We start from the raw sequence: 25,251 nt of genomic DNA on the forward strand, positions 1-25,251 counted from the left end.
GCCTGTGTAAACTCTACCTATTCCCTTTCAATTTTTTATTCAACGTGACGGTGAACGTCGTACCGGTTCCCGGTTTACTCTCTACGTTAATTTTGCCTTTGTGAACTTCCACGATATGTTTGACGATGGCAAGTCCAATCCCGGTTCCACCTGAATCTCGGCTCCTTGCCTTGTCGATTCGATAAAATCGTTCGAAGATCCTCGGAAGCTCTTTCTCCTCAATCCCGATTCCATTGTCCTGCACGATCACATCCACGGTTTGTTCCTTCTCCGCAACCGTTACAGTCACAATCCCACCATTTGGTGTATAAGCTAAGGCATTGGTAATCAAATTGATGAACACTTGTTTGATCCGATCTGATTCCCCTTCAATAACCACTGAATGCGAAGGCACTTTGACTTCGAGTGAGATTTCTTTTTTTCGTAGTTTACCCATGAGCATTTCCTGAATTTCTTTAAGGATGGTAGTCATATCTACCTTGTCCGTTTTCAGGACAAATTCCTGCTGTTCCATTTTGGATAAATTAAGAAGTTCCTGAATGAGCTCTTGAAGCCGATCGCTTTCGTTTAAAATGATCGATAAAAAGTGCTTTAAGGTTTTCTCATCCTTCCAGGCCCCATCCAGCAATGTTTCCGAAAAGCCTTTAATAGAAGTAATCGGTGTCCTCAATTCATGAGAGACATTGGCCACAAAATCCTTCCGCATTTGTTCCAGTCTTTTCAGTTCAGTGATGTCATGGAAAATAAGCAGGATTCCCTTCCATTCATCATAATCACCGATAATGGGAGCTCCATAGATTTCGAAATGCTTTCGTTTAAGGGCAAGCGGAATTTTCACCTGACGTTTTATCGTTTTTTCCGTCCTGAAAATCTCTTCTATTAGAGCTATGACTTCTTCATCCTTTATCACAGAATAATAGTCTTGATATAGGAATGTATGCGAATCTACATCAAAGGTTTTCTTGAATTCCCGGTTGATTAGCGTTGTATATCCTTTGCTGTCAATTAACAGCACACCACTCCCCATATTTTCGACGAGCGTTTCCAAACGATCCTGGTTCATTTCCCTCGCCATTTCGGTTTCTTGGAGGTTCCTTGCCAGGATATTCAACGAGTTCGTCAACATCCCCGTTTCATCTGAATGTTGCTCGAATTTTCGGGTACGGTAATTTCCTTTTGCCAGGTCAATCGCTGCCATTGTGGCCTCTTCAATCGGCCGGGTGTAATAGGAAGTGATTTTACTTGCCAGCATCAGGATGATGATCAAGGCTGCGCCCAAGCAAATGACCAATATGCTCCACATTTGCCGGTTGACTTGTTGAATTGCCTCGATTTCATTACTATGGATGACAAATCCTTCAATCTCGCCATCCTTTTCAACGGCGTTCCAGTAATAATGAAGGTCCGAATCCCCCTCCACCACTTCATAGCCTTCACGCTGCTCCCCCGTTTTTTCAAGGGTGATTTTCCGAAGGACTTCTGCATGGCTATCAAGCAACTCATTTGAAGAGGACGAATCATATAAAACCTCTCCATCTGTCGAAAGAATGGTTAAGTTGGATTCAAGCAACGGCGTTAGTTTCGACGTTTTACCTTTTTCCAAAAAGGAGGTGATACCGCCATGCTCTTTAATATATGTAGAAATGAAAAACGTTTCATTTTGAATTCGTTCGTTGAATGTTTTAATATAATAGCTTTTGAAAAGATGGCCCAACAAAAAACCAACGGCCATCAGTACCACCATCACCAGCGTGATGAGGGTAAATAGCAGTTTCTTACGGTAGGTCGTCATTCTCTTTTAGGCTCCTCGAACTTGTAACCCAAGCCCCTTATCGTTTTGATATACAGAGGTTTCTTTGTGTCTGATTCAATTTTCTCCCTCAGATGGCTGATATGGACATCCACGATACGAGAATCTCCGGCAAAATCATAATTCCACACCGTGCTCAATAATTGATCCCTCGTTAACACTCTTCCTTTATTCTTCACGAGGTATAATAGTAATTCAAATTCCTTTGGAGTCAATTCTAGTTGATTCTCCTCGAAATAGGCTTCATAGCGTTCAGGAAAGATCTTCAAGTCGCCTATTTTCAGTGAATCATTCTCTGGATCATCATTATTTTCAGTACTATTAGAATGCTGTGATCTTCTTAGTATCGCTTTAATCCGGGCAACTACCTCACGTGGGCTAAAGGGCTTCGTTAAGTAATCATCTGCTCCTAATTCCAGGCCAAGCACCTTATCAAATTCATCATCTTTAGCTGTTAACATCAAAATCGGGATATTGATTTTCTGTTGGCGAAGCTGTTTACACACTTCGAGCCCATCCAATTTGGGTAGCATTAAATCCAATACGACCAAATCAGGACAAAGCTCAACAGCTGCCTGTAAACCTTCTTCCCCGTCCAATGCTGTAATTACAGAGTAACCAGCCTGCTCTAAATTGTATTGAAGTAAGGTAACAATTGATTGTTCATCATCCACTACGAGAATTTTCTTTGACATTAGATCCTCCTGAATTATGTATTACCCCTAAGACATGCTTTTGTCTACTCATCCAATTCTATTATAAAGAATATTATCTGTAATTCACACTTAAAATTCTCTCGTCCTCCCAAAATCACCAATTCCTTTTACTGCCTCAAGTAAGGTAAGGACGAAAAATCCGGGCCGATACATAAAAAGACCACCTGATAGGTGAAAGGAACACAAGCATTCCTGTCACGTTTCGGGCAGTCTTGTTATGAAACGGATGAGTTATTGTAAGATTTTCATGACTGCTTTAACAGAATCGACTGATTTCGAAAGGGCAGCTTTTTCAGATTCCGTCAATTTAAGTTCGATGATTCGTTCAATTCCATTGGCACCTAAGACCGTAGGCACACCAAGGTAGATTCCTTCGAATCCATATTCACCTTCAAGGTAGGCGATTGATGGAAGAACGCGATGTTGGTCTTTCAGGATTGCTTCCGCCATTTCCACAAGGGATGCCGCAGGTGCGTAATAAGCGCTACCATTGCCAAGTAAGTTGACGATTTCCCCGCCGCCAGTACGAGTACGGGCAACGATTGCGTCTAGACGGTCTTTTGGTATTAATGTTTCCAAAGGAATGCCTCCGGCGTATGAGTAACGTACTAAAGGCACCATGTCGTCACCATGCCCACCCAGGACGAAACCGGTTACGTCCTTAACCGACATATTCAATTCTTGAGCGACGAACGTACGGAAACGGGCAGTATCAAGCACGCCCGATTGTCCGATTACTCGTTCTTTTGGAAAACCCGATTCTTTGTAAACCGTATAAGTCATTGCATCTACTGGATTGGTTAAAACGATGATGGTTGTATGTGGAGAGTATTTGACCACTTCTTTCGTTACAGCTTTCATGACTTTTTGGTTCGTCTGAACTAAATCATCACGGCTCATGCCTGGTTTGCGGGCGATCCCGGCAGAGATGATGACGACGTCTGAGTCTGCTGTATCTGAGTAGTCAGAAGTGCCGATGATAGAGGCGTCAAATCCTAGGACAGGACCTGCTTCAGCCATATCAAGTGCCTTACCTTTTGTAGGGTTTTCTGATTGTGGAATATCAACTAAAACGATGTCACCGAGTTCTTTTTGAGCGGCAAGGAATGCTGCGGTAGCTCCAGTGAATCCTGCACCAACTACTGTAATCTTTTTACGTGTAGACATGTTAATTCCTCCTTAAAATATGCAAATATTTCGGAATACTTTTAACATCTGTATACATAATTATACGCCTCCCGGAAAAGGAGCTGAAGTCAGCTCTTTTCCTGAAGGCGTCATTAGTAAAAATTAAAGGTTTTTGATTAGCTCGTCAGCGAACTCAGAACATTTAACTTCTTTTGCACCTTCCATTAGGCGGGCAAAGTCGTATGTAACAACTTTAGAAGCGATTGTTTGTTCTACTGATTTAGTGATGCTGTCCGCAGCTTCATTCCATCCAAGGTGTTCAAGTAAAAGAACGCCTGAAAGAAGAACTGAAGATGGGTTAACTTTGTCAAGACCAGCATATTTAGGAGCAGTACCGTGAGTTGCTTCGAAAATAGCATGTCCAGTTTCGTAGTTGATGTTAGCTCCTGGAGCAATACCAATTCCGCCAACTTGAGCAGCTAGTGCATCAGAGATGTAATCTCCGTTTAAGTTCATTGTTGCAACAACGTCAAACTCTCTTGGACGAGTTAGGATTTGTTGTAAGAAGATATCGGCAATAGAATCTTTAACGATGATTTTGCCTTCAGCTTCTGCAGCAGATTGTGCTTTGTTAGCAGCTTCTGTTCCTTCAGCTTCTTTGATTTGATCATATTGGTTCCAAGTGAACACTTTGTCAGCGAATTCAGTTTCTGCAACTTCATAACCCCAAGTTTTGAATGCGCCTTCCGTGAACTTCATGATATTACCTTTATGAACAAGTGTTAATGATTTACGGCCTTCTTTGATTGCATAGTTAAGTGCAGCGCGAACAAGACGTTTTGTACCTTCTTCAGAAATTGGCTTGATACCAATACCAGAAGTTTCAGGGAAACGGATGTTTTTAACACCGAACTCAGTTTGCAAGAAGTCGATAAGTTTTTTCGCTTGGTCAGAACCTTTAGCATATTCGATACCAGCATAGATGTCTTCAGTATTTTCACGGAAGATAACCATGTCAGTGTCTTCAGGACGTTTTACTGGAGAAGGTACACCTTCGAAGTAACGTACTGGGCGTAGACATACGAATAAGTCTAATACTTGGCGTAATGCTACGTTCAATGAACGGATACCGCCACCGATTGGAGTTGTAAGCGGTCCTTTAATAGCGATTAGATATTCGTTGATGACATCAAGAGTTTCTTGTGGAAGCCATTCGCCTGTTTGGTCAAATGCTTTTTGTCCAGCTAAAACTTCTTTCCATTCAATTTTCTTTTCGCCATTGTAAGCTTTTTCTACAGCTGCGTCTAAAACGCGTACTGCTGCTGCCCAGATATCAGGACCGATTCCGTCACCTTCAATGAAAGGAACGATTGGATTGTTTGGTACGTTAAGAACACCGTTAGTAACTGTGATTTTTTGGCTTTGTGTCATGTCTCTTTACCTCCGATTCAAATTCAAAGGCTAGTTGGTCTGCCTTATAATTCTTGGCAGAACCACTAACCTCGTTTACTCACATCTTTTAATTTACTACAAATCCGATGAAATTAAATATAAATTTTGAAAAAACTTTTATTTATTCAAAATTTTTATCGATTTTCAATTGGAATGTACTTTTGCATACCTGGTCCAACATACTCTGCACGTGGACGGATAAGGCGGTTGTTTGAATATTGCTCAAGGATATGAGCGATCCAACCTGATGCACGGCTAACAGCAAAGACTGGTGTGAATAGGTCATGCTCGATACCTAGGCTGTGGTATACAGAAGCTGAATAGAAATCTACGTTTGGCGGAAGATTTTTTTGACCAGTCACGATTTCGTGAATTTTAGTCGACATTTCATAATATTGAGGCTGACCAGTAAGCTCAGTCAATTTTTTAGACATTTCTTTAAGGTGTTTAGCACGTGGGTCACCTTTACGGTATACACGGTGGCCAAAGCCCATGATTTTTTCTTTGTTAGCTAGTTTTTCGTTGATATAAGGCTCAACGTTTTCTACTGAACCGATTTCTGTAAGCATTTTCATAACTTGTTCGTTAGCTCCGCCATGAAGTGGGCCTTTTAATGCGCCAATGGCAGATGTAACGCCAGAATAGATATCAGAAAGAGTAGCAACGCAAACGCGTGCAGTGAAAGTAGAAGCGTTTAATTCATGGTCAGCATGTAGAACCAATGCTTTGTTGAATGCTTCTTCTTCGATTGCAGTTGGCTCGTTACCACTTAACATATATAAGAAGTTAGCAGCGAAGCTTAGATCTTTACGTGGTGCAACCGCTTCCTTACCTTGACGGGTACGGGCGAAAGTTGTTACCAACGTTGGGATTTTAGCTTGGATGCGAATGGCTTTACGATAGTTAGCTTCTTCACTCATTACGTCAGCTTCTTCATCATATAGACCAAGAAGTGATACCGCTGTGCGAAGAGCACCCATTGGATGTACTTTATCAATTGGGTATGTTTTGAAATGATTAACAACTTCTGCAGGAAGTTCTGCGTTTTCAGCTAGTTGTTTAGTTAATTCAGCTAATTGGCTTTTGTTTGGAAGAGCTCCATGCCATAAAAGATAGATTACTTCCTCAAAAGTGGCATTTGTAGCTAAATCATCGATATCGTAACCAACGTAAGTTAGTGTATCGTCGATAATCGAGCTTACGGATGAAGTGGTTGCTACCACACCTTCTAGACCTTTTGTTGCTGTCATATAAAATCTCTCCTTTTTCTAAAATTCCCCTATATCCTTGCTCATTACGTATAAATATAGCGCTTCCAAGAGTAAGCTATCCTACCCAACCATCTATTTTTTAGCTGAAGACATGCGTCACCCATCGATAAGTATTCACTGATGTGAATGCCAATCAAAGGAGCATGCACGACCTTTTACAATCGCTTATACGAATTCTAAAAATTAATGCTTGTAGCTTCGCTTCCTAGTGAGCGCTTGCTCAAATAACTACACTCTTTTTTTAGATCATCAGAAACTACTATTTCTAAATCCTAATATAATGACTCGGAGTAGTTACAACATTATTATAAACAATAATCACTTTTTTGGGAATGAAAAGCGCTTAAAATATGAAAAAATTATTATTTCATTAGAAAAATCTCTATTCCTAATCCACCTTTTTTTTCAGCTTTTTCCACCACATTCTTACAAAAAAATGAAATGAAGCAGAATAAATCTAACATAGAAAAGAAAAAAAGATTCCAGAAAAATTAAACAATTACTATTCATTCCCTGTGTCAATTATTTAAAAAAATCAAAAATCTGCATGCATAAATAAGCGATTCCAGCACCAATCAACGGACCTACAGCCACACCTTTGAATAATGCGACGGCTAGAATCGTCCCAAAAACCAATGCGGTTGTAATATGTGGATCGTGAGAAAGCAAGGTAATTCCATTTTTCGCAATCAAGGCAACAGCTATACCAGAAGCCAGCGCAATCCATGCATAGGGCGATTTAATCGCATCCCCCAGTTCCTTGAAGCCAATCGCTCCATTAGCAATAGGGATGAGCACTGCAATCGTAATGATCGTAACGCCTAGGTTGATTCCCTTTGCTTCTAAATAAGGGAACACTTTGGCATCAAGACCAATGATTTTCATGAGTAAAAGAAAACCTGCTGCGGCAATAAGGGATGTGTTTTTCCCAAACCAACCGATTGCCGCAAGTAAAATTAAAAACACGACCGGGCCGTTTATCACTTCTCCTCCTCCTCTTTCCTTTTTGTTATTTTAACATAACAAACCGCCTGTTTACCTTTGTCAAAATCCATGGTATTTATTTGGCTACCAATAGAAATAGTTCATATTGGATCCAAAAGGAACTTTCCTTTCTTTACCATTGTCGTTACAATTATAATACAATGCAGCCGTTAGAAGGAGGGAATGTCTTGAATCCTGTTTACATCTACCGTTTCATTCGTTTCATATCAGTCATCGGAATCATCATTTTGGGCGGGATCGCCTTATTTTATTTATCTAAGTATACGTATCCATTCATTATTGCCATGATCATTGCTTTCTTGATGAACCCCCTTGTGACTTTCTTCGAAAAGAAAGCTCACTTGCCACGAGGACTTGCTGTATTTGTCTCCCTATTACTCATTTTCCTTATTTTTGCCGGACTCATCACCCTATTAGTTACCGAAATCATATCAGGTACTAATTACCTTGCGGGTGTGATACCGGAACATATCGAAACCATCGTAGATTACATAGAAACGCTCATTGCCACCAAGATCATTCCCCTATATAACCAAACCACAGCCATGTTCAATACATTAGATCAAGATCAGCAGGACACCATCCTAAAGAACATCCAAAATATTGGTGAATCCATCACTACCGGGGTCAGCGGTTTCATTCAGGCATTCCTGAAAAATATCCCCGCCATCATCGGCTGGTTTCCAACGACGGTGACAGCACTACTCTTTACCCTACTGGGCACTTTCTTCATCAGCAAAGACTATGACCGTTTCGGACGAATGACGGGAAATGTATTGCCAAATAAACTATTTTCCGGGGCCAAACGTTTATTCCGTGATTTAAAACGAGCATTATTCGGATTCATTCGCGCTCAATTCACTCTAGTTTCATTAACGACCGTTACCATTTTAATCGGATTTCTTATATTAGGGGTCAAGTATTCGATTACCATCGCTTTAATTTGCGGCTTAGTCGATATCATTCCTTATTTGGGTACAGGGACCATCTTCATTCCATGGATCATCTTCGAATTCATCTCTGGGAATACCAGTCTTGCCATCGGGCTGTCTGTGCTTTACATCATCGTTGTTGTCCAGCGCCAACTAATTGAACCAAAAGTTCTTTCTTCTAGTATTGGCTTGGATCCACTTGCTACTCTCATCGCCTTATTCATTGGTTTTAAATTAATCGGGTTTCTTGGATTGATCGCCGGGCCAGTAACCCTAGTCATATTCAATACCCTTCAACGTGCTCATGTCTTTCAAGCCATTTGGTCGTACATCATGGGACCGGATACGAAAAAACCCACTCCAAACAAATTTCTTTAAAATCAAAGAAAAAATCCGCCCGATATTCGGGGCGGATTTTTTCTATCTATCTCTTATTTTGAAGTTTCGAATTGTTCAGCTTCAGTAGAACCAGCAAGTGCTGTTGTAGAAGAAGTTCCACCAGATACAACCTGTGCCACTTCATCGAAGTATCCAGTTCCAACCTCGCGTTGGTGACGAGTTGCCGTATAGCCGTCCCCTTCACTAGCGAATTCTGCTTGTTGAAGTTCTGAGTATGCTGCCATTCCACGGTCTTTGTATCCAAGAGCAAGGTTAAACATGCTATGGTTCAATGAATGGAATCCAGCAAGTGTAACGAATTGGAATTTGTAACCCAGTTTCCCTAATTCGACTTGGTAGCTCGCAATTTCCTCATCACTCAATTTCGCTTTCCAGTTAAACGATGGCGAGCAATTGTATGCTAGTAGTTTTCCTGGGAACTCAGCATGAATCGCTTCGGCAAAACGACGGGCATCTGCAAGGTTTGGCTCGGACGTTTCACACCAGATAAGGTCAGCGTATGGTGCATAAGCCAGGCCACGAGCAATCGCTTGGTCAAGTCCCGCTTTCGTGCGGTAGAATCCTTCTGGAGTACGTTCGCCTGTGATGAATGGGGCATCGACTGGATCGATATCATCCGTGATCAAGTCAGCGGCGTCAGCATCCGTGCGAGCAATCAATATAGTCGGTGTTCCCATTACGTCTGCAGCCAAGCGGGCAGAAATCAGGTTACGTATGGCAATTTGTGTTGGAAGAAGCACTTTCCCACCTAAATGGCCACATTTTTTCTCGGAGGAAAGCTGATCTTCAAAGTGAACACCGGCAGCTCCAGCTTCGATCATCCCTTTCATTAGTTCGAAAACATTAAGGGCTCCACCAAAACCTGCTTCCGCATCAGCTACGATAGGGGCAAACCAATCGATATCGTCTTTTCCTTCAGCAAAGCTGATTTGATCGGCCCGTTGCAGTGTTTGATTGATGCGTTTAACGACTTGTGGTACAGAGTTTGCTGGGTATAAGCTTTGATCCGGGTACATCTGGCCAGCGATATTCGCATCTGCAGCCACTTGCCAACCACTTAGATAGATGGCCTTTAAACCCGCTTTTACTTGTTGCATCGCTTGGTTACCAGTCAATGCTCCTAGTGCATTGATGAAATCTTCTTGTTTCAGGAGATTCCATAGTTTTTCAGCTCCCCGACGCGCTAAGGTTTGCTCGATGTCAATGGACCCTCTTAATTTGATAACTTCCTCAGCTGTATACGTGCGTTTAATTCCATTCCATCTTGAATCAGTTTCCCAGCTTTGTTGTAATTGCTCTACTCTTTCGTTCGTCATTATATTTTCCCCCTAATAGTTTATAGTACGTTCATAATTGATAGAATATTAAGATAATTTTTCGTATGCTGGATTCGTTAAGAAATCAGCGAAGTCTTCAGCCACAATCAATTCTTCGAATAGTTTAGTAGATTCTTCAAATTTCCCTGTTTTGAAAGCTTCTTCACCAATCTCGGATTTAATGACTTCCAATTCTTCCTCTTTGATTTGATGGAATAATTCTTCCGTCACTTTCCTGCCATCTTCTAGTATGCCTTTAGGATGACGAATCCACTGCCACACTTGAGCGCGGGAAATTTCTGCTGTAGCGGCATCTTCCATCAAGTTATTGATAGGAGCCGCTCCTCTACCACATAACCAGGAAGCGATATACTGAATGCCGACGTTTATATTTGTCCGTAAGCCAGCCTCCGTAATGGATCCTTCTGGGACTTCCAGCAAATCTTTAGCCGTCACTTCTACATCTTCACGTTTGCGGTAAATTTGATTCGGTTTCGGAACAAGAAGGTCAAACACTTCTTTCGCAGTACTGACCATGCCTGGATGAGCGACCCATGTACCGTCATGCCCATCTCTCGCTTCACGTTCTTTATCCGCACGAACCTTCGCGAACGCCTCATCATTCTTGACCGGGTCATTCTTGACCGGAATTTGGGCAGCCATTCCACCGATTGCCGGAGCATTACGGGTGTGGCAAGTCTTGATTGCGAGAAGGGAGTAAGCTCTCATGTTCGGAACCGTCATTGTAACCTGTAATCGATCTGGGAAGATTACGTCCTCTGAGTGACGGAATTTCTTCAGGAAGCTGAAGATGTAATCCCAGCGACCGCAGTTTAGGCCTGCTGAGTGTTCTTTCAACTCATACAAGATTTCGTCCATTTCGAATGCTGCAAGAATCGTTTCGATTAGTACCGTCGCTCTAATTGTCCCCTGCGGAATTCTTAAATCATTCTGGGCATAGACAAAGATGTCATTCCATAATCTGGCTTCGAGATGACTTTCCATCTTCGGAAGATAGAAGTATGGACCGCTTCCATTTTCGATCAATGCTTTCACATTATGATAAAAGTAAAGACCGAAGTCGAATATGCTGGCGGATATAGGCTGTCCATTTAATAGAACGTGTTTTTCTTCCAAGTGCCAGCCACGGGGTCTGATTTTCAAGACTGCCGTTTTTTCATTCAATCTATATACTTTACCGTTTGGATTTTCAAATGAGATGGTACCGCGGATGGCATCCCTCAAGTTCAGTTGCCCATCTATGCAATTTTCCCAAGTAGGCGAGTTGGCATCTTCAAAGTCTGCCATAAACACGCAAGCCCCTGAGTTTAATGCATTGATGATCATCTTACGATCAACCGGCCCTGTAATTTCAACCCTGCGGTCTTGCAAGTCCTTCGGGAGGGGAGCGATTGTCCAATCACCTTCACGGATATGTTTCGTTTCCTCCAGGAAATCAAGCTGCTTTCCTTGGTTTATTTCCTCTTGGACCGTTTTACGTCGCTCTAACAGTTCCCTTCTCCTTGCACCGAACTGCCGTTCAATCCGTTCAATGAATTGAAGCGCTTCCGTAGTAAGTATTTGTTCATATCCAGGCTTGATATCCCCTGTTATTTGTAAACCTTTTGCTTCAGTAATCATGTTGCTTTCCACATCCTTTCAAACTCTTATATGTTATAATACAGTTATTTTATTTCCTGTTTGTATTATATAACACGCTGTATAAATTTGTCACCTACTTTTCCAACTTTTTTAAAAAAAGATATTAATTGACTATAGAAAGCCTGGTATATAGGCCTTTCTATTAGAAAAATAATTGAAAATATTCTGTTTTTTTATTTCTTTCTTTCTTCCTTGTCCATTTTTGCATGAAACAGTTAAGATTTTGAGTGGCAAGATTTCCTTCATATGTGGAAGCATTTATGGGGTGAACGCAAAAAAAGGCTATCCACATTCTTATCTTTGTGGATAGCCTTTTTCTATTTATGTTGAATGATCGTTACTTTTCCTTTATTCATCCTGTTCATCATAATCCGAATAACAATTGGTTTTAGAAGATTACGGGTGGGTGGAAATACCAGGATCAATCCCAAGACATCCGAAATCAGTCCGGGTGATAGCAACAGAGCGGATCCGATGAAGATACAGATTCCATCGACGATTTCATTTCCAGGCATCATCCCTTGACGAACCTGACCCTGTGCCTTTTTCCATATTTCCATTCCTTGGCGTTTAGCCAAATAAGCTCCGATTAAACCAGTGGCTACAATTAGGAACAGCGTTGGCCAAAACCCAATCAGATTGCCAGATAATAAGAGGACAATAATCTCAATGATCGGCATCGCAATGATAAACAATAAAAAGTACTTCATTTACATTCCTCCTGCACAGCCCACTTCTGGTGCGGTACACCTATCTTACATCAACGATTGGATTTCATCCAAAATTTTGTTTTACAAAACTTTGGCATGACCATCATAAATGATTCCACGGCTGGCATCGACCGTTATTCTCTGTCCATCCTTAAAGGCCTTTGTCGCATTATCAGCCCCGACAATGACAGGAATGCCTAAGGTAACGCCGACAACTGCCGCATGGCTAGTCAAACCGCCTTCTTCAGTAATCAATGCGGCACACTTTTCTATTGCCGGCATCATTTCACGATCCGAACCGATTGTAACCAAAACAGATCCTTCTTGTACTTTTTCTAAGGCTTCCTTGGCATTCTTGGCAACGACCACTTCACCCTTCGCTGTTTTCCTACCGATTCCTTGAGCCTTCAATAGAACCTCTCCTAACACATGAATTTTCATCAAGTTAGTCGTCCCTATTTCACCTACAGGCACACCAGCGGTAATCACCACTAAATCCCCATGGGAAACGATTCCGGATTCCAGGCTTTGGTCAATCGCTGTTTGGAGCATATCATCTGTCGTCTCTGCTTTAGGCCCCATCTGCGGATAAACGCCCCAGACCAATGCAAGCCGTCTGGATACATCTTCATTAGAGGTAACGGCAATAATAGGCGCTTTTGGACGATACTTAGAAATCATCCGCGCCGTATGACCGCTTTCAGTCGGTGTGATGATTGCACCTGCATTAAGGTTAAGCGCAGTATGTGCAACGGATTCCCCAATGGCATCTGTCACATTATGTCGATCAGACTTACTATTCCTTGTAAGGATATCCCGATAATTAAGCGCTGTTTCTGCACGTGAAGCAATATTATGCATAGTCTGAACGGCTTCGACTGGGTAAGTTCCCGCAGCTGTTTCACCAGAAAGCATGATGGCATCCGTTCCATCGAAAATCGCATTCGCCACATCACTTGCCTCAGCTCGTGTCGGACGTGGATTACGCTGCATAGAATCAAGCATTTGTGTAGCGGTAATGACCGGTTTGCCTGCATTGTTACATTTCTTGATCATATCTTTTTGAACAAGTGGCACTTCTTCCGCAGGGATTTCAACACCTAAATCACCACGCGCAACCATCAAACCATCAGCTACTTCTAAAATTTCATTGAGACGGTCCACGCCTTCCTGGTTTTCAATTTTAGGGATGATTTGAATATGCTCTGCTTTATTTTGTTGCAACAATTCCCGGACTTCCAGTACATCCGACGCCCTGCGGACGAAAGAAGCGGCCACGAAATCGATTCCTTGTTCGATACCGAAAAGGATGTCCTTTTCATCTTTTTCCGTAATCCCTGGCAAGTTTACGGAAACGCCAGGAACGTTGACGCCTTTTTTATTTTTCAATGTACCGCTGTTTAGGATTTTCGTATGAATTTCTTTTTTTGTTTCATCAATTGCTAACACTTCAAGACCAATCAAGCCATCGTCCAGCAAAATTCTAGATCCAGCTTGTACATCATATAGAAGCCCTTCATAGGTAATGGAGAATCTCTCTGGCGTCCCCAAAACTTCTTGCATCGAAATCGTTACTTCTTTACCTGCAGTCAACTCGATCGAGTCATTCTCCATGTTATTCGTCCGTATTTCAGGACCTTTTGTATCAAGCAAGATAGCGACCTGTTTCCCCGTTTTCTCTGATGCTTCTCTTATATTGCGAATTCTTGCAGCATGTTCCTCATGATTACCGTGGGAAAAATTAAGACGTGCTACATTCATCCCTGCCTCGATTAATTGAGCCAACTTTTCTACACTTTCACTAGCTGGCCCAATGGTACATACAATTTTAGTTTTGCGCATGGTGTCAACCTCCTAAAGAAACTCGTCCTCTACCGCCATATGACGGAGAGTGACGTAGTATTAAACATATTTTTTTCAATCATTTAAATAGACAATTCTTCTGATAGGTCATACATTTTCTTATCAATCGTGTGCTTCTTCGATAAGGCATCGATGATATCGTAATCAACCAGTTTATTTTCCTCAATGCCAACAGCCCTGCCACCTAAACCTTCAAGAAGCAATTCGACTGCGCGGGCGCCAAGCCTGCTTGCCAACACACGGTCAGACGCAGTAGGAGAGCCACCACGTTGTACATGACCCAGAACCGTAACACGCGTTTCGAACCCTGCTTTCGCTTCTATCTGTTTGGAAATCTCCATAGCACTGCCTACACCTTCTGCCACAACGATGATACTATGCTTTTTCCCGCGTTCATGTCCCCGGTTCAGCTTTCCTATCATCTCTTCCATATCGAAATCGTATTCCGGGCATAAAATGGTCTCAGCCCCTCCTGCAAGACCGGCCCAAAGAGCAATGTCACCGGCGTTTCGGCCCATCACTTCAACCACATACGTCCGTTCGTGGGAAGTAGCTGTATCCCTGATTTTATCAATCGCATCGATGACCGTATTAAGGGCTGTATCAAAACCAATCGTAAAGTCCGTTCCCGGAATATCGTTATCGATCGTTCCCGGAACGCCAATGCAAGGAAAACCTCGTTCCGTCAATGCCTTCGCTCCAAGGTAAGACCCGTCACCGCCAATGATGACGATGCCCTCAATACCCACTTTTTTCAGTTGTTCGATTGCCTTTAACTGTCCCTCTTCCGTTTTGAATTCAGGACAGCGGGCAGTATGTAACATCGTGCCTCCGCGGTGTATGATATCCCCGACAGAACCAAGCTCAAGACGTCTTATGTCGCCATTGATCAACCCTTCATAGCCATGGTAGATGCCATAGACCTCCATTTCATGAAAAATCGCTTTCCGGACGACTGCCCGGACTGCAGCATTCATGCCTGGAGAATCCCCTCCACTTGTTAATACCCCTATTTTTTTCATTATGTTCACCTCTCCTACTGCGCTAATGACATAAAACTTTTCAATAACCTCATTGTACCCTTTTTTCACCTAAGATAAGCAAGGAACTCTTCTTACTGCTTAATCCAATGTATTAAGACTAACGTATTCTGAACAGAAATTGAAGTAAATTGCGTTAAAGATTGTTTTATTTCCCAAAATAGGAATCAATTTAGTCACCTGGGTATTTAAGTATCATATTAAGGTTGAAAAAACGTGTTGCCTGCCGGCAGCACGTTTTTTCTTGGCCATGTATTTATGAATGTTGTTTTACTTCCAGTATCGGTCCTTCTGGCTGTCCTTCAAATTCATATTCACCGATATTTTTAAATTTCATATAACGCTGATTGATCAGTTCCTCACTATTCAGGGAAAGAAGCTCATTGATTGATTGCTTCAATATATCCTTAATCGCTTTGGCTTGCTCCTCGGCATCGCGATGGGCCCCGCCTTTCACTTCAGGGATGATTTCATCAATGACTCCCAATCGGTTGAGGTCAGGAGCCGTGATTTTCATGGTTTCGGCTGCACGCTTGGCTTGGGAAGCATCCTTCCACAAGATAGCGGCTGCTCCTTCAGGAGAAATGACAGAATAGGTGGAGTTCTCCAGCATATAAATCCGATCCGCTACTCCTAGAGCCAAAGCACCACCACTTCCACCTTCACCAATGACAATACTGATAACAGGTACATTAAGTCCTGCCATTTCAAAAAGGTTTTTTGCGATGGCTTCACTCTGGCCACGCTCTTCCGCTGCTTTACCAGGGAAGGCACCCTTCGTATCTATGAAACAAATGATGGGGCGATTGAACTTTTCGGCCTGTTTCATCAGACGTAAAGCCTTTCGATAACCTTCAGGATGAGGCATACCAAAATTACGACGGATATTTTCCTTTGTATCCTTACCACGCTGATGGCCGATGATGGTCACAGCACGTCCATCAAATTCCCCGATGCCGGCTACGATGGCTTCATCATCACCATAGTATCGGTCACCATGGAATTCCATGAACTCATTAAATATAAGAGGGATATAATCAAGTGTTGTCGGACGGGCTGGGTGACGAGCGATTTGCACGCGATCCCATGGCTTTAAGTTATTATAAATGTCCGTTTCCAACTTCTCGAGACGCTGTTCCAAGCTTTCAATTTCAGCTGTCAAATCAACATCTGCTCCCTTTGTTATTTCCCTTAGTTCTTTAATCTTGCTTCGAAGCTCTGTGACAGGGCGTTCAAATTCCAATTCGTAAATCATAACCATTCACCACCCGGGGCATGAATTTTCAGGATCGTTGTCAAGGTATCTTTCATTTCCGTCCGTTTAACCACAGCATCCAATTGGCCATGCTTCATCAAAAATTCAGCTGTTTGGAAATCTTCAGGAAGATCTTCATGGATCGTTTGTTCAATGATCCGTCTTCCAGCGAATCCTATCAGGGCACCAGGTTCTGCAAGGTTAATATCCCCAAGAGATGCAAAGCTGGCTGAAACGCCACCAGTTGTAGGATGGGTCATCATCGAAATGATCAATCCACCTTCATTGCTGAACATTTTAAGGGCAGCACTTGTTTTGGCCATTTGCATGAGGCTCAGAACACCTTCTTGCATTCGCGCCCCACCAGATGCGGTAAAAATGATGAACGGTATCTTCAATTCGCCGGCCCGTTCAATCGCCCGTGTGATTTTTTCCCCAACGACGGACCCCATACTTCCCATCCGGAAATTGGAATCCATGATGGCCGTTGATATTTGGAAACCATTTATGCTTCCTACCCCTGTAACCACTGCCTCATTAATTTTGGCCTTCACTTTATCCTTTTCCAGCTTTTCCAGATAATCCGGGAACTGAAGGGGGTTAACGGAAATCATTTCTTTATCAAATTCAGTGAAACTATTGGCGTCGAAAAGAAATTCTATGCGCTCATGAGAGGACATGGAATGATGGAACCCACAATGCAAACAGACTTTTACGTTTTTCACTAATTCTTTTGTATACATGATTTTTTTGCAACCTGGGCACTTCGTCATAATTCCTTCAGGTACATCCTGTTTTTCACGATCTAAAGGAACCGTTGCATATTTCTTCTTAGATTTTGCAAATAGCTCTTTAAGCAAGTCTAATCCTCCCTTTGCCACCAAACCTCTTTTTAAAGAAACTTTGGTCCAAACTATATCAGAAATATATTCAAAATCGTGTAAAATGCTGTCACTCTTCCTTCGACAAATTTCTGATTTTAGTAAGGTATGCTTCGATGGCTTTTTCTTCATCACGTTCAAGCAAATATGTAAGCAACAAAAGATAATCTTCTTTTTTCGTTTTTGTTTTGATTTGCTCTGATGCTCTAGCATAGCTGTTGACAATACGCCAAATTCTTTCAAGCAAACGATTGCGATTTAATATGGCGATCCTCAAGAAGAAATCATCATCATGGAATTCTTCTACCTTGACCCAGTCCATTAACGATTTAACCTCTTGGGCCGTGGCGAAGAAGGCCACGATCTTCAAACAATCGATTTCAATTAACCGTTTGGTCTCGGCTAAATCTTCTTGAACTTTTTTATCTTGCAAAAAAAAGGTTCCCAGAAGCTCGACTAACTTATGCTCCTGGAAATCCCTAATAAACGTTCCTTCACCACGTCTAGTTTCTATCAATCCTAAAAGCTCTAGTGCTCGCAATGCTTCACGGACAGATGAACGTCCAACATTCAGACGGTCGGATAACTCCCGTTCAGAAGGAATTTTATCGCCCGGTAAGAGGTTATCCGATTCAATCATGCTCCGTAGGCTTTCCACAACATCGAGATAAATTTTGGTTGAAGAAGTACGTTCTGCCAAATTAGTTATTCCTCACTTTGTCCAATGTTTGCTAGTTTTCTTGTTTTTTCTTTAATTTGTTCTGGATCCGCGTGAATTCTTGCAACCCCGGTTTCCATAGCTGCCTTTGCCACAGCTGCAGCGACTGCAGGTGCAACTCTAGCATCAAAAGGTGCGGGAATAACATAGTCTTCATGAAGTTCATGCTCTTCTATTAAACCTGCAATCGCCTGTACAGCCGCCACCTTCATTTTTTCATTGATATGTGTGGCACGTACATCTAAAGCGCCTCGAAAGATTCCAGGGAAAGCCAGTACATTATTGACCTGATTTGGGAAGTCAGAGCGACCTGTCCCCACCACTTTGGCACCCGCAGCTTTCGCTTCCTCCGGCATGATTTCAGGATTGGGATTAGCCATGGCGAAAATGATTGGATCTTCGTTCATGGAAGAAATCATATCCTTATTCAAAGCTCCCGCCGCAGACACACCGATGAATACGTCCGCTCCCTTGATAACAGTCGCAAGGTTTCCTTGAACCTTATCCCGGTTGGTTACTTTCGCTACTTGTTCTTTTATATCATTCATACCTAACGTACGCCCTTCATAGATGGCACCTTTCGTGTCACACATGATAATGTCACGCACTCCATAGCTATAAAGCAACTTTATGATGGCAATGCCTGCCGCTCCGGCACCACTGGCCACGACTTTAATTTCCGTTATCGATTTTCCTACAAGACGCAAAGCATTTACAAGACCGGCCACGGTTACAATTGCTGTACCGTGCTGATCATCATGAAATACAGGGATATTCATTTCTTTTTTTAATCGTTCTTCGATTTCAAAACAATTCGGTGCTGCAATATCTTCTAGGTTCACTCCGCCGAATGTCGGTTCGAGCAATTTGACGGTCTCTACAATCTTATCCACATCCGTCGTTTTTAAACAGATTGGAAATGAATCCACTCCCGCAAAACTCTTGAACAAGACAGCTTTGCCTTCCATGACAGGCAAGGCGGCTTCAGGACCGATATTGCCTAGGCCCAACACTGCCGTTCCATCAGAAATAACGGCTACCGTATTCCCTTTCATTGTATAGTCATAAACGGTTTCAGGTTTTTCGTAAATTTCCTTACATGGTTCGGCGACACCAGGAGAATAAGCCAAGCTTAAATCCACTGCATTCCTAACTGGTACTTTCGAAACGGTTTCTAATTTCCCTTGATTCAAGCGATGCATATGTAATGCTTCTTCTCTTAATGTCATATTCTCACTCCTAGAACGAATTGGGCAACCCGGAAATTATGCTGAAATCTAGTGGTCAGACCACATGGGCCTGCATTCAATATAACATACCTGATAAAGTTGTAAAATAGTTATTCTCTCTTATAAACGACATTTCCTTTTCCTAACAATCCATTTAAAAGATCGATTAACTTATTGCTCGGGTTGACCCAATCCCAATAGGATAGCTGTACATAGCGGTTTTCCCGCTCATAAAATAGCATGACCTTCGTTTCGCCAGTATGCTGGATTAATATTTTTTTTATTTTTTGAAGAGTGTCTTTTGTTTGCTTTTCCGCTTCAATCTTCAAGAAAAGCGTTCCGTTTTTTTGCTGGGCCATATCTTTCACTTGGTCCAACGGATAGACATATTGGATGATGAGCTGCGTTTTTCCGCTCCGCTCCTCCAATGTACCTTGAAGCATGGCCAACTGTCCGTGATTCAAGATGGCAGAGTAGTTTTTATACACATTGGGGAATACGACGGCTTCAAGATCGCCTTCTTCATCACTGACAGTCAAGAATGCCATGACATCCCCCTTTTTCGTACGAATGGTCTTAACCGCCGTGATGTACACGCCAAGCAGGATTTTTGCCTCTTTCTTACTTAATGCTTCATCGATGGTCAAGCAACCGAAGTGGCCGAAAATTCCTTTATAGCTCGTCACGGGATGATTGGAAAGGTATAGGCCAAGTACACTCTTTTCAAAGGATAACTTGTCCTCCACCGGAATGGGATCGACATGATTGTATTTAGGCTTTAGCGAGAATTCGCCATCCGAAAACATATCGAATAAATCATCATCCGGATTGACCAATTCAGTATGGCTGATTGCGACATCCAGGCTAGCTAGCAAGGTGGCACGGTCTTCGCCAAATTCATCAAAGGCACCTGAATGCACCAATGCTTCCAATACCTTTCGATTGACGATTTTTCCCGACACCCGCAAACAGAAATCGAATAGGTCCCCGAATTTCTTTTGGCGTCTAGCCGCAAAGATTTCCTTCAGGACCGTCCCACCGATTCCTTTTATGGCACCAAGACTGAATCGAATCCCTTCTTTCTCCGGTAAAAAAGGATAGCCGCTTTCATTAATGGAAGGAGGCAGCACGGAAATGCCTTTCTTCTTGGCTTCACGGACATACTGGGCAATCTTATCATCATTTCCGACGGCAGAGGTCATGAGGGCAGCCATGAAATACTCAGGAAAATGAGTTTTTAAATAGGCAAGCTGATAGGCAATGACACTGTATGCTACAGCATGGCTCCTGTTGAATCCATAATTGGCAAACCGGACAATCAGGGTATAGATATCGTCCGCTGTTTTCTCGGAATACCCTTGCTTCAAGGCACCATTCACGAAATGCTCCCTCTCCTGGTCCAATACTTCCTTTTTCTTCTTCGAGACGGCACGCCTTAATAAATCGGCCTCTCCCAGGGAGAAACCGGCAAGTCGTGATGCAATCTGCATGATCTGTTCCTGATATACGATGACGCCGTATGTAGGATCGAGAATCTCCTTCAAATCCGGATGGTGATATTCTATTGGGACCAGCCCGTGTTTGCGCTCGATGAAAAGTGGAATGTTTTCCATGGGACCTGGACGATATAAGGCATTGACCGCGACGATATCTTCAAAACGGTTTGGCTTCAGGTTCATTAACACCTTCCGTATCCCATCCGATTCGAACTGGAACACGCCCGTCGTTTCACCCCGTCCCAGCATGGACAGGGTCTGCGGATCATCCATGGGTATATGGAACAAATTCAGTTTTTTCCCCATCCCCTTTTGGATGTTTTTCAAAATATTATCCAGGAGCGTTAAATTGCGCAGACCTAGAAAATCCATTTTCAGAAGGCCGAGTTCCTCGAGGAGGTCCATTGGATATTGAGTCAGGTGGATGCCATCATGCCCTTCCTGAATCGGGATATGCTCAGTGAGCGCCTGATCGCTTATGACGACACCAGCCGCATGTGTGGAGGTATGGCGTGGAAGCCCCTCAAGCAGAAGTGCCGTTTCAAAAAGCTTCTGGTTCCGCTCACTTTCCTTTATGAAGTCCTGTAATCGTTTGGATTCTTTTAACGCTTCAGGCAAGGTGATCCCAAGGCGTCCCGGGATCATTTTCGATACCATTTCCTGCTCTTTTGTATTCAAACCGAAGACGCGTCCGGTATCGCGCAACGCCGCTTTTGCGGCTAAAGTACCAAATGTGATGATTTGGGCAACATGCAATTCCCCGTATTTCTTCGCGACATAAGCAATCACTTCCTCGCGGCGGTTATCAGGGAAGTCAATATCGATATCGGGCATAGTTACCCGCTCAGGATTTAGAAATCGCTCGAACAGCAGAGAATGTTCGATTGGATCGACATCCGTAATCGACAGAACGTAGGCGACCATCGATCCTGCTGCAGACCCCCGTCCCGGCCCCGTCAAAATCTGGTGGTCCCTTGCAAATTTCATGAAATCCCAAACGATTAAGAAATAATCGCTGAATTTCATTTGCTTAATGACAGCCAATTCAAAGCGCAGACGCTCTTCATATTGGATAGATGGTTCAGGTATTCGTTTCTTCAAGCCCTGGAAGCAGAGGGTTTCGAGCATTTCTTCAGCCGTAACTCCAGTTGCTGTAGGGTATTTGGGTAGCAGGGAACGATGAAAAGGAATAGTAAGATTGCATTGCGCGGCTATATGTAGCGTATTTTGAAGGGCATCCGGCAAGTCACTGAACCGTTCAGCCATTTCAGCACGGCTTTTCATATAAAACTGTGTGGATGGAAGCACCACCCTCGTTTCGTCCGCCAGCTTGTCGCCATTACCGATGGCCAGTAGCGCTTCATGTGCCAGTGCATCACTTTGGTTCAAGTAATAGACCGGGTTCGTCGCTACAAGCTCGATTTTCAGCTCTTTGGCCAATTGACAGATTGCTTGTATTTGCTGCTCCTCCTTGGCAATATCCAGCCGTTGAAGGGATAAATAAAAGTTATCATGTCCGAACACTTTCAAAAATTGCTCGGCAGCTTTCCTCGCCTCCTCGGGCCTTTCTTCTTCCAATAACCTTTCGATTTGCCCTTCCGCACCCGGGGAAAGCGCAATCAATCCCGAAGAATAGGCTTTAAGCCAATTAAATGGAATGCCCGACGGAGATTTCGTTTTGATAGCACTGCTTATTTTCAGCAGGTTTTGGTAGCCTTGAAGATTTCTTGCTAGTAAAAGAAGAGGATGTGCGGCATCTTGTTCATCTAGAACATCCGCGAGAATCCCGATAATCGGTTTTATCCCCTGTTTTTTGCATTCCTTATAAAAATAAACCGATCCATACATAACATTTCGGTCGGTTAATGCTAGACTCGTACAGCCATCCGCTTTCGCTTTAGCCACAAGTTCACGAATTTTCACCGTACTGCTCAGCAGGCTGTATCCGCTCTGAATATGGAGATGTGTATACACGTTTTTTTCTCCCACCTTTGAAAGGGCATGTTTCTTTTTATTATAGTGTTTATTTCAAAAAAAGAAAATATGTTCTCATTGCCAATCAGGTTCGTCCACTTTGATTTTCACAGGCTATCATATTACCTCCGCGCTTCCCATATAAATAGAGTAGAAGAATATCAAGCCAAAAAGGATGATGATACATGAACGAAGCCTTTGTTCCGGCATTTATCAACAGTTTTTTCATCGCGCTCGGCGTTTTGCTTGGCGGGTCGATCATTGGCGGACTGGCGGCTTTTTTCACGGGACAAGCCCCGATGACGACCGTTTTCCGCTTATCGGACAGCCTAAGGATTTGGGCGATCGTCGCTGCCATCGGAGGGACCTTCGATATGGTCTATAATTTTGAACGTGGCATTTTCCACGGACAAACAAAGGATATCGTGAAGCAGGTGCTATTGATCCTCTCCGCCCTCGGGGGTGCACAGACAGGAGCGTTAATCATCAATTGGTTCACACAGGAGCATATTTCACCATGAGGATCCCCCCTTATCATCGGCTTCCCACCTGGCAGCGTTTTTTTGCCGGTGCAGCATTAGGCGGACTGCTCAGCTGGGTGATTTTCTTTTACATGTACGGAGTGCAGCAGGAAACGCAGATCCGGATCATTCATGAGCAAAGAGAAGAGATGAAGGATTTGACCGAAAAAATCGCGATTTGGGAGCAGGATTACAAAAAATTAAATCAGCAAAACGAAGAGATTTTAACGATTCAAGAAGTCGAGGTGAAAATCACCAACGGGCAATTTTACAGCCTCGATAAGCTGAGTATCGCCGATGCCGAGGATGTCATAGAAGATGACCTCTCTTCCCTTCTCGCTAAAGATGTCGTTAGTGTATATAACGGAAAAGTGTTGCTTAAGAAGTCGATTGAAAACAAAATCATCGAGATTAATAAGAAACGATACGAACTGGAAGTCAATGAAATTATGTTTTATACAAAAATGAATATTGAACTCACAATCAAGAGGGCGAAATGATGCTATTGGAGAGGTGAACGATGAACCCAATCTTAAACCAAATCGGTACGGTCTTTATCCCGGTTCGTAATATTGAAGTGGCCCGCGATTGGTATTCTGACCTGTTGGGCATCCCGGTGACCGGAGATATTTTATTCGGGCACCTGTATGCCTTGCCTATGATCGGAACGGGCATTGTTTTGGACAGTAAGATATTTTCCGAAGATCGCATTTTCAAAGTCCCTCCCTTTCACTTCAACACGACGAACGTCATCGAAGCGTATGAATATATGAAAGGGAAAGTAGAATGTACAACAGGAATCGAACATGACCGATGGTTCAATTTCAAAGATCCCGATGGCAACCAGCTAAAAATTTCCCAACATCGTGAATATCTACATGGCAAAAGACCAAATTCAAGATGATTTGGTCTTTTTGCTTTTCTTATTCGGCTTTGTTTACCTCTTCTAGATCAGCCAAAATATCATCCACTGCATCCCAAGAATAAATAGAGGCCCCTGCTGCAAATGGGTGTCCGCCACCATTGTATTTCCTGGCGATCATGTTGATGATTGGACCTTTAGAACGGAAACGAACCCGGATCTCCTTTTCTTCTTCAATGAAAAAGACCCAAGATTTCACGTTTTTAATCGAACCCAGCGAGGAGACAAGCTGGGAGGCTTCTGAAGGCGTCGCATGAAATTTTCCCAGGATATCCTTCGTGATGATCATCTTCCCTGTTCCGTTTGGTAGAATCTCGAAGTTTTGCAGCACATAACCATTCAGGCGGGTAATGCTTTCATCGACATCATACATCTCTTGATATAACTGTGGACGGGAGAATGAATAATGAATCAACTCACTTGCATAGGCGAATGTTTTCTCGGTCGTGCTTTGAAAAAGAAAACGTCCCGTATCACCAACGATACCTGCATAAAGTAGACGGGCTGCCTCATCGCTCATCTTCAATCCTTGATCTTTACCAAATAGATAAAATTCATAAATCATTTCACTCGTCGAGCTAGCGGACGTATCGACCCAACGCATGTCTCCATAGGGATCTTCGTTTGGATGGTGATCAATCTTGATCAGCTTATCCCCTGTCGGATAACGGCTGTCGCAGATTCGGTCGGTATTGGCGGTGTCACAAACGATGACCAAAGCCCCTTGGTACATTTCATCCGAAATCACATCAAGCCTCCTTAAATAATGTAACGAAGGCTCTTCTTTCCCGACCGTGAAAATGCGCTTCTCAGGAAATGATGCCTTCAGAATTTCAGCCAATCCCCCTTGCGAACCATAAGCATCCGGGTCAGGCCGGACATGGCGATGAATGATAATCGTATCATAACGCTTTATATCTGCTAAAATTTCAGCCTTCATATAAATCTCCT

22 protein-coding genes are annotated in these 25,251 nt (G+C 43.0%); 4 read left to right on the plus strand and 18 right to left on the minus strand.

Annotated elements, in window-relative coordinates:
* Positions 1–13 precede the first annotated feature (13 nt).
* The 6 genes from pnpS to ACQKIC_RS07880 all read right to left on the minus strand — a co-directional run bounded on the left by pnpS (position 14) and on the right by ACQKIC_RS07880 (position 7,361).
* A complete protein-coding gene (gene pnpS / locus ACQKIC_RS07855; protein WP_427590625.1) occupies positions 14–1,792 on the minus strand; it encodes a two-component system histidine kinase PnpS in 1,779 nt (592 codons plus the stop codon).
* Complete coding sequence (locus tag ACQKIC_RS07860) at positions 1,789–2,505, minus strand: response regulator transcription factor (protein WP_402874401.1); 717 nt, start codon at positions 2,503–2,505, stop codon at positions 1,789–1,791. Before ACQKIC_RS07860 ends, pnpS begins: the two co-directional genes overlap by 4 nt.
* A 252-nt stretch (positions 2,506–2,757) precedes the next feature.
* Positions 2,758–3,693 carry a malate dehydrogenase gene (gene mdh, locus ACQKIC_RS07865; RefSeq protein WP_427590627.1) on the minus strand — a complete coding sequence of 312 codons (936 nt, stop codon included), beginning with the start codon at positions 3,691–3,693 and terminating at the stop codon, positions 2,758–2,760.
* Positions 3,694–3,816: 123 nt separating this feature from the next.
* On the minus strand, positions 3,817–5,085 hold the full coding sequence (gene icd, locus ACQKIC_RS07870) for an NADP-dependent isocitrate dehydrogenase (RefSeq protein ID WP_402874397.1): 1,269 nt from the start codon (positions 5,083–5,085) through the stop codon (positions 3,817–3,819).
* 155 nt (positions 5,086–5,240) lie between these two features.
* Entirely contained in the window at positions 5,241–6,356 is a 1,116-nt protein-coding gene (gene citZ, locus ACQKIC_RS07875; RefSeq protein ID WP_402874394.1) for a citrate synthase, read from the minus strand.
* A 543-nt stretch (positions 6,357–6,899) separates the two neighbouring features.
* A complete protein-coding gene (locus ACQKIC_RS07880) occupies positions 6,900–7,361 on the minus strand; it encodes a DUF441 domain-containing protein (protein WP_402874391.1) in 462 nt (153 codons plus the stop codon).
* A 188-nt stretch (positions 7,362–7,549) separates the two neighbouring features.
* Here ACQKIC_RS07880 and ytvI point away from each other — a divergent pair, with 188 nt between their 5' ends.
* Entirely contained in the window at positions 7,550–8,692 is a 1,143-nt protein-coding gene (gene ytvI, locus ACQKIC_RS07885; RefSeq protein WP_427590628.1) for a sporulation integral membrane protein YtvI, read from the plus strand.
* Positions 8,693–8,745: 53 nt separating this feature from the next.
* Here ytvI and aceA read toward each other — a convergent pair whose 3' ends face one another.
* The 11 genes from aceA to ACQKIC_RS07940 all read right to left on the minus strand — a co-directional run bounded on the left by aceA (position 8,746) and on the right by ACQKIC_RS07940 (position 23,215).
* On the minus strand, positions 8,746–10,029 hold the full coding sequence (aceA, locus tag ACQKIC_RS07890) for an isocitrate lyase (RefSeq protein ID WP_402986592.1): 1,284 nt from the start codon (positions 10,027–10,029) through the stop codon (positions 8,746–8,748).
* Positions 10,030–10,077: 48 nt separating this feature from the next.
* Positions 10,078–11,670 (minus strand): malate synthase A, encoded by a 1,593-nt coding sequence (aceB, locus tag ACQKIC_RS07895; RefSeq protein ID WP_402874382.1) that lies wholly within the window; start codon positions 11,668–11,670, stop codon positions 10,078–10,080.
* 338 nt (positions 11,671–12,008) lie between these two features.
* On the minus strand, positions 12,009–12,401 hold the full coding sequence (locus tag ACQKIC_RS07900; protein WP_402874380.1) for an FxsA family protein: 393 nt from the start codon (positions 12,399–12,401) through the stop codon (positions 12,009–12,011).
* A gap of 81 nt (positions 12,402–12,482) precedes the next feature.
* Positions 12,483–14,243 carry a pyruvate kinase gene (pyk, locus tag ACQKIC_RS07905; protein WP_427590629.1) on the minus strand — a complete coding sequence of 587 codons (1,761 nt, stop codon included), beginning with the start codon at positions 14,241–14,243 and terminating at the stop codon, positions 12,483–12,485.
* A gap of 83 nt (positions 14,244–14,326) precedes the next feature.
* A complete protein-coding gene (pfkA, locus tag ACQKIC_RS07910; RefSeq protein WP_402874373.1) occupies positions 14,327–15,286 on the minus strand; it encodes a 6-phosphofructokinase in 960 nt (319 codons plus the stop codon).
* A gap of 274 nt (positions 15,287–15,560) precedes the next feature.
* Positions 15,561–16,559 (minus strand): acetyl-CoA carboxylase carboxyl transferase subunit alpha, encoded by a 999-nt coding sequence (accA, locus tag ACQKIC_RS07915; RefSeq protein ID WP_427590630.1) that lies wholly within the window; start codon positions 16,557–16,559, stop codon positions 15,561–15,563.
* Entirely contained in the window at positions 16,556–17,419 is an 864-nt protein-coding gene (gene accD, locus ACQKIC_RS07920; RefSeq protein WP_402874367.1) for an acetyl-CoA carboxylase, carboxyltransferase subunit beta, read from the minus strand. The genes accA and accD overlap by 4 nt, the downstream gene beginning before the upstream one ends.
* A 91-nt stretch (positions 17,420–17,510) precedes the next feature.
* On the minus strand, positions 17,511–18,140 hold the full coding sequence (locus ACQKIC_RS07925; RefSeq protein ID WP_427590631.1) for a FadR/GntR family transcriptional regulator: 630 nt from the start codon (positions 18,138–18,140) through the stop codon (positions 17,511–17,513).
* A 5-nt stretch (positions 18,141–18,145) separates the two neighbouring features.
* On the minus strand, positions 18,146–19,387 hold the full coding sequence (locus ACQKIC_RS07930; protein WP_402874363.1) for an NAD(P)-dependent malic enzyme: 1,242 nt from the start codon (positions 19,385–19,387) through the stop codon (positions 18,146–18,148).
* A 110-nt stretch (positions 19,388–19,497) separates the two neighbouring features.
* On the minus strand, positions 19,498–22,857 hold the full coding sequence (gene dnaE, locus ACQKIC_RS07935) for a DNA polymerase III subunit alpha (RefSeq protein WP_427590632.1): 3,360 nt from the start codon (positions 22,855–22,857) through the stop codon (positions 19,498–19,500).
* A gap of 85 nt (positions 22,858–22,942) precedes the next feature.
* Positions 22,943–23,215 (minus strand): hypothetical protein, encoded by a 273-nt coding sequence (locus ACQKIC_RS07940; RefSeq protein ID WP_402874647.1) that lies wholly within the window; start codon positions 23,213–23,215, stop codon positions 22,943–22,945.
* On the opposite strand from ACQKIC_RS07940, the gene ACQKIC_RS07945 reads away from it, so the two are divergent.
* From ACQKIC_RS07945 to ACQKIC_RS07955, 3 genes are read left to right on the plus strand one after another with little or no spacing between them, the layout of a single operon-like run.
* The gene (locus ACQKIC_RS07945) at positions 23,100–23,378 is read left to right on the plus strand and encodes a YtrH family sporulation protein (RefSeq protein ID WP_402874635.1); all 279 of its coding nucleotides are present in this window, start codon (positions 23,100–23,102) and stop codon (positions 23,376–23,378) included. The two genes, ACQKIC_RS07940 and ACQKIC_RS07945, sit on opposite strands and share 116 nt — an antisense overlap.
* Complete coding sequence (gene ytrI, locus ACQKIC_RS07950) at positions 23,375–23,878, plus strand: sporulation membrane protein YtrI (protein ID WP_402874357.1); 504 nt, start codon at positions 23,375–23,377, stop codon at positions 23,876–23,878. Before ACQKIC_RS07945 ends, ytrI begins: the two co-directional genes overlap by 4 nt.
* Before the next feature lie 20 nt (positions 23,879–23,898).
* A complete protein-coding gene (locus ACQKIC_RS07955) occupies positions 23,899–24,282 on the plus strand; it encodes a VOC family protein (protein ID WP_402874354.1) in 384 nt (127 codons plus the stop codon).
* 19 nt (positions 24,283–24,301) lie between these two features.
* On the opposite strand, the gene ACQKIC_RS07960 is transcribed toward ACQKIC_RS07955, so the two are convergent.
* Positions 24,302–25,240: a DHH family phosphoesterase gene (locus ACQKIC_RS07960; protein ID WP_407408182.1), complete on the minus strand. Its 939-nt coding sequence runs from the start codon at positions 25,238–25,240 to the stop codon at positions 24,302–24,304.
* Positions 25,241–25,251 lie beyond the last annotated feature (11 nt).

Source organism: Peribacillus sp. NPDC046944, assembly GCF_050272735.1.
GTDB lineage: Bacteria > Bacillota > Bacilli > Bacillales > DSM-1321 > Peribacillus.

Bases quoted from the DNA above. Each gene is read 5' to 3' on its own strand.
- aceA (WP_402986592.1), bottom strand. From the start codon at position 10,029: ATGACGAACGAAAGAGTAGAGCAATTACAACAAAGCTGGGAAACTGAT.
- ytrI (WP_402874357.1), top strand. From the start codon at position 23,375: ATGAGGATCCCCCCTTATCATCGGCTTCCCACCTGGCAGCGTTTTTTT.
- icd (WP_402874397.1), bottom strand. From the start codon at position 5,085: ATGACACAAAGCCAAAAAATCACAGTTACTAACGGTGTTCTTAACGTA.
- ACQKIC_RS07955 (WP_402874354.1), top strand. From the start codon at position 23,899: ATGAACCCAATCTTAAACCAAATCGGTACGGTCTTTATCCCGGTTCGT.
- ACQKIC_RS07930 (WP_402874363.1), bottom strand. From the start codon at position 19,387: ATGACATTAAGAGAAGAAGCATTACATATGCATCGCTTGAATCAAGGG.
- accA (WP_427590630.1), bottom strand. From the start codon at position 16,559: ATGATTTACGAATTGGAATTTGAACGCCCTGTCACAGAGCTTCGAAGC.
- mdh (WP_427590627.1), bottom strand. From the start codon at position 3,693: ATGTCTACACGTAAAAAGATTACAGTAGTTGGTGCAGGATTCACTGGA.
- ACQKIC_RS07900 (WP_402874380.1), bottom strand. From the start codon at position 12,401: ATGAAGTACTTTTTATTGTTTATCATTGCGATGCCGATCATTGAGATT.
- ACQKIC_RS07940 (WP_402874647.1), bottom strand. From the start codon at position 23,215: ATGGCAGCGACGATCGCCCAAATCCTTAGGCTGTCCGATAAGCGGAAA.
- citZ (WP_402874394.1), bottom strand. From the start codon at position 6,356: ATGACAGCAACAAAAGGTCTAGAAGGTGTGGTAGCAACCACTTCATCC.
- aceB (WP_402874382.1), bottom strand. From the start codon at position 11,670: ATGATTACTGAAGCAAAAGGTTTACAAATAACAGGGGATATCAAGCCT.
- pnpS (WP_427590625.1), bottom strand. From the start codon at position 1,792: ATGACGACCTACCGTAAGAAACTGCTATTTACCCTCATCACGCTGGTG.
- ACQKIC_RS07960 (WP_407408182.1), bottom strand. From the start codon at position 25,240: ATGAAGGCTGAAATTTTAGCAGATATAAAGCGTTATGATACGATTATC.
- ACQKIC_RS07860 (WP_402874401.1), bottom strand. From the start codon at position 2,505: ATGTCAAAGAAAATTCTCGTAGTGGATGATGAACAATCAATTGTTACC.
- pyk (WP_427590629.1), bottom strand. From the start codon at position 14,243: ATGCGCAAAACTAAAATTGTATGTACCATTGGGCCAGCTAGTGAAAGT.
- pfkA (WP_402874373.1), bottom strand. From the start codon at position 15,286: ATGAAAAAAATAGGGGTATTAACAAGTGGAGGGGATTCTCCAGGCATG.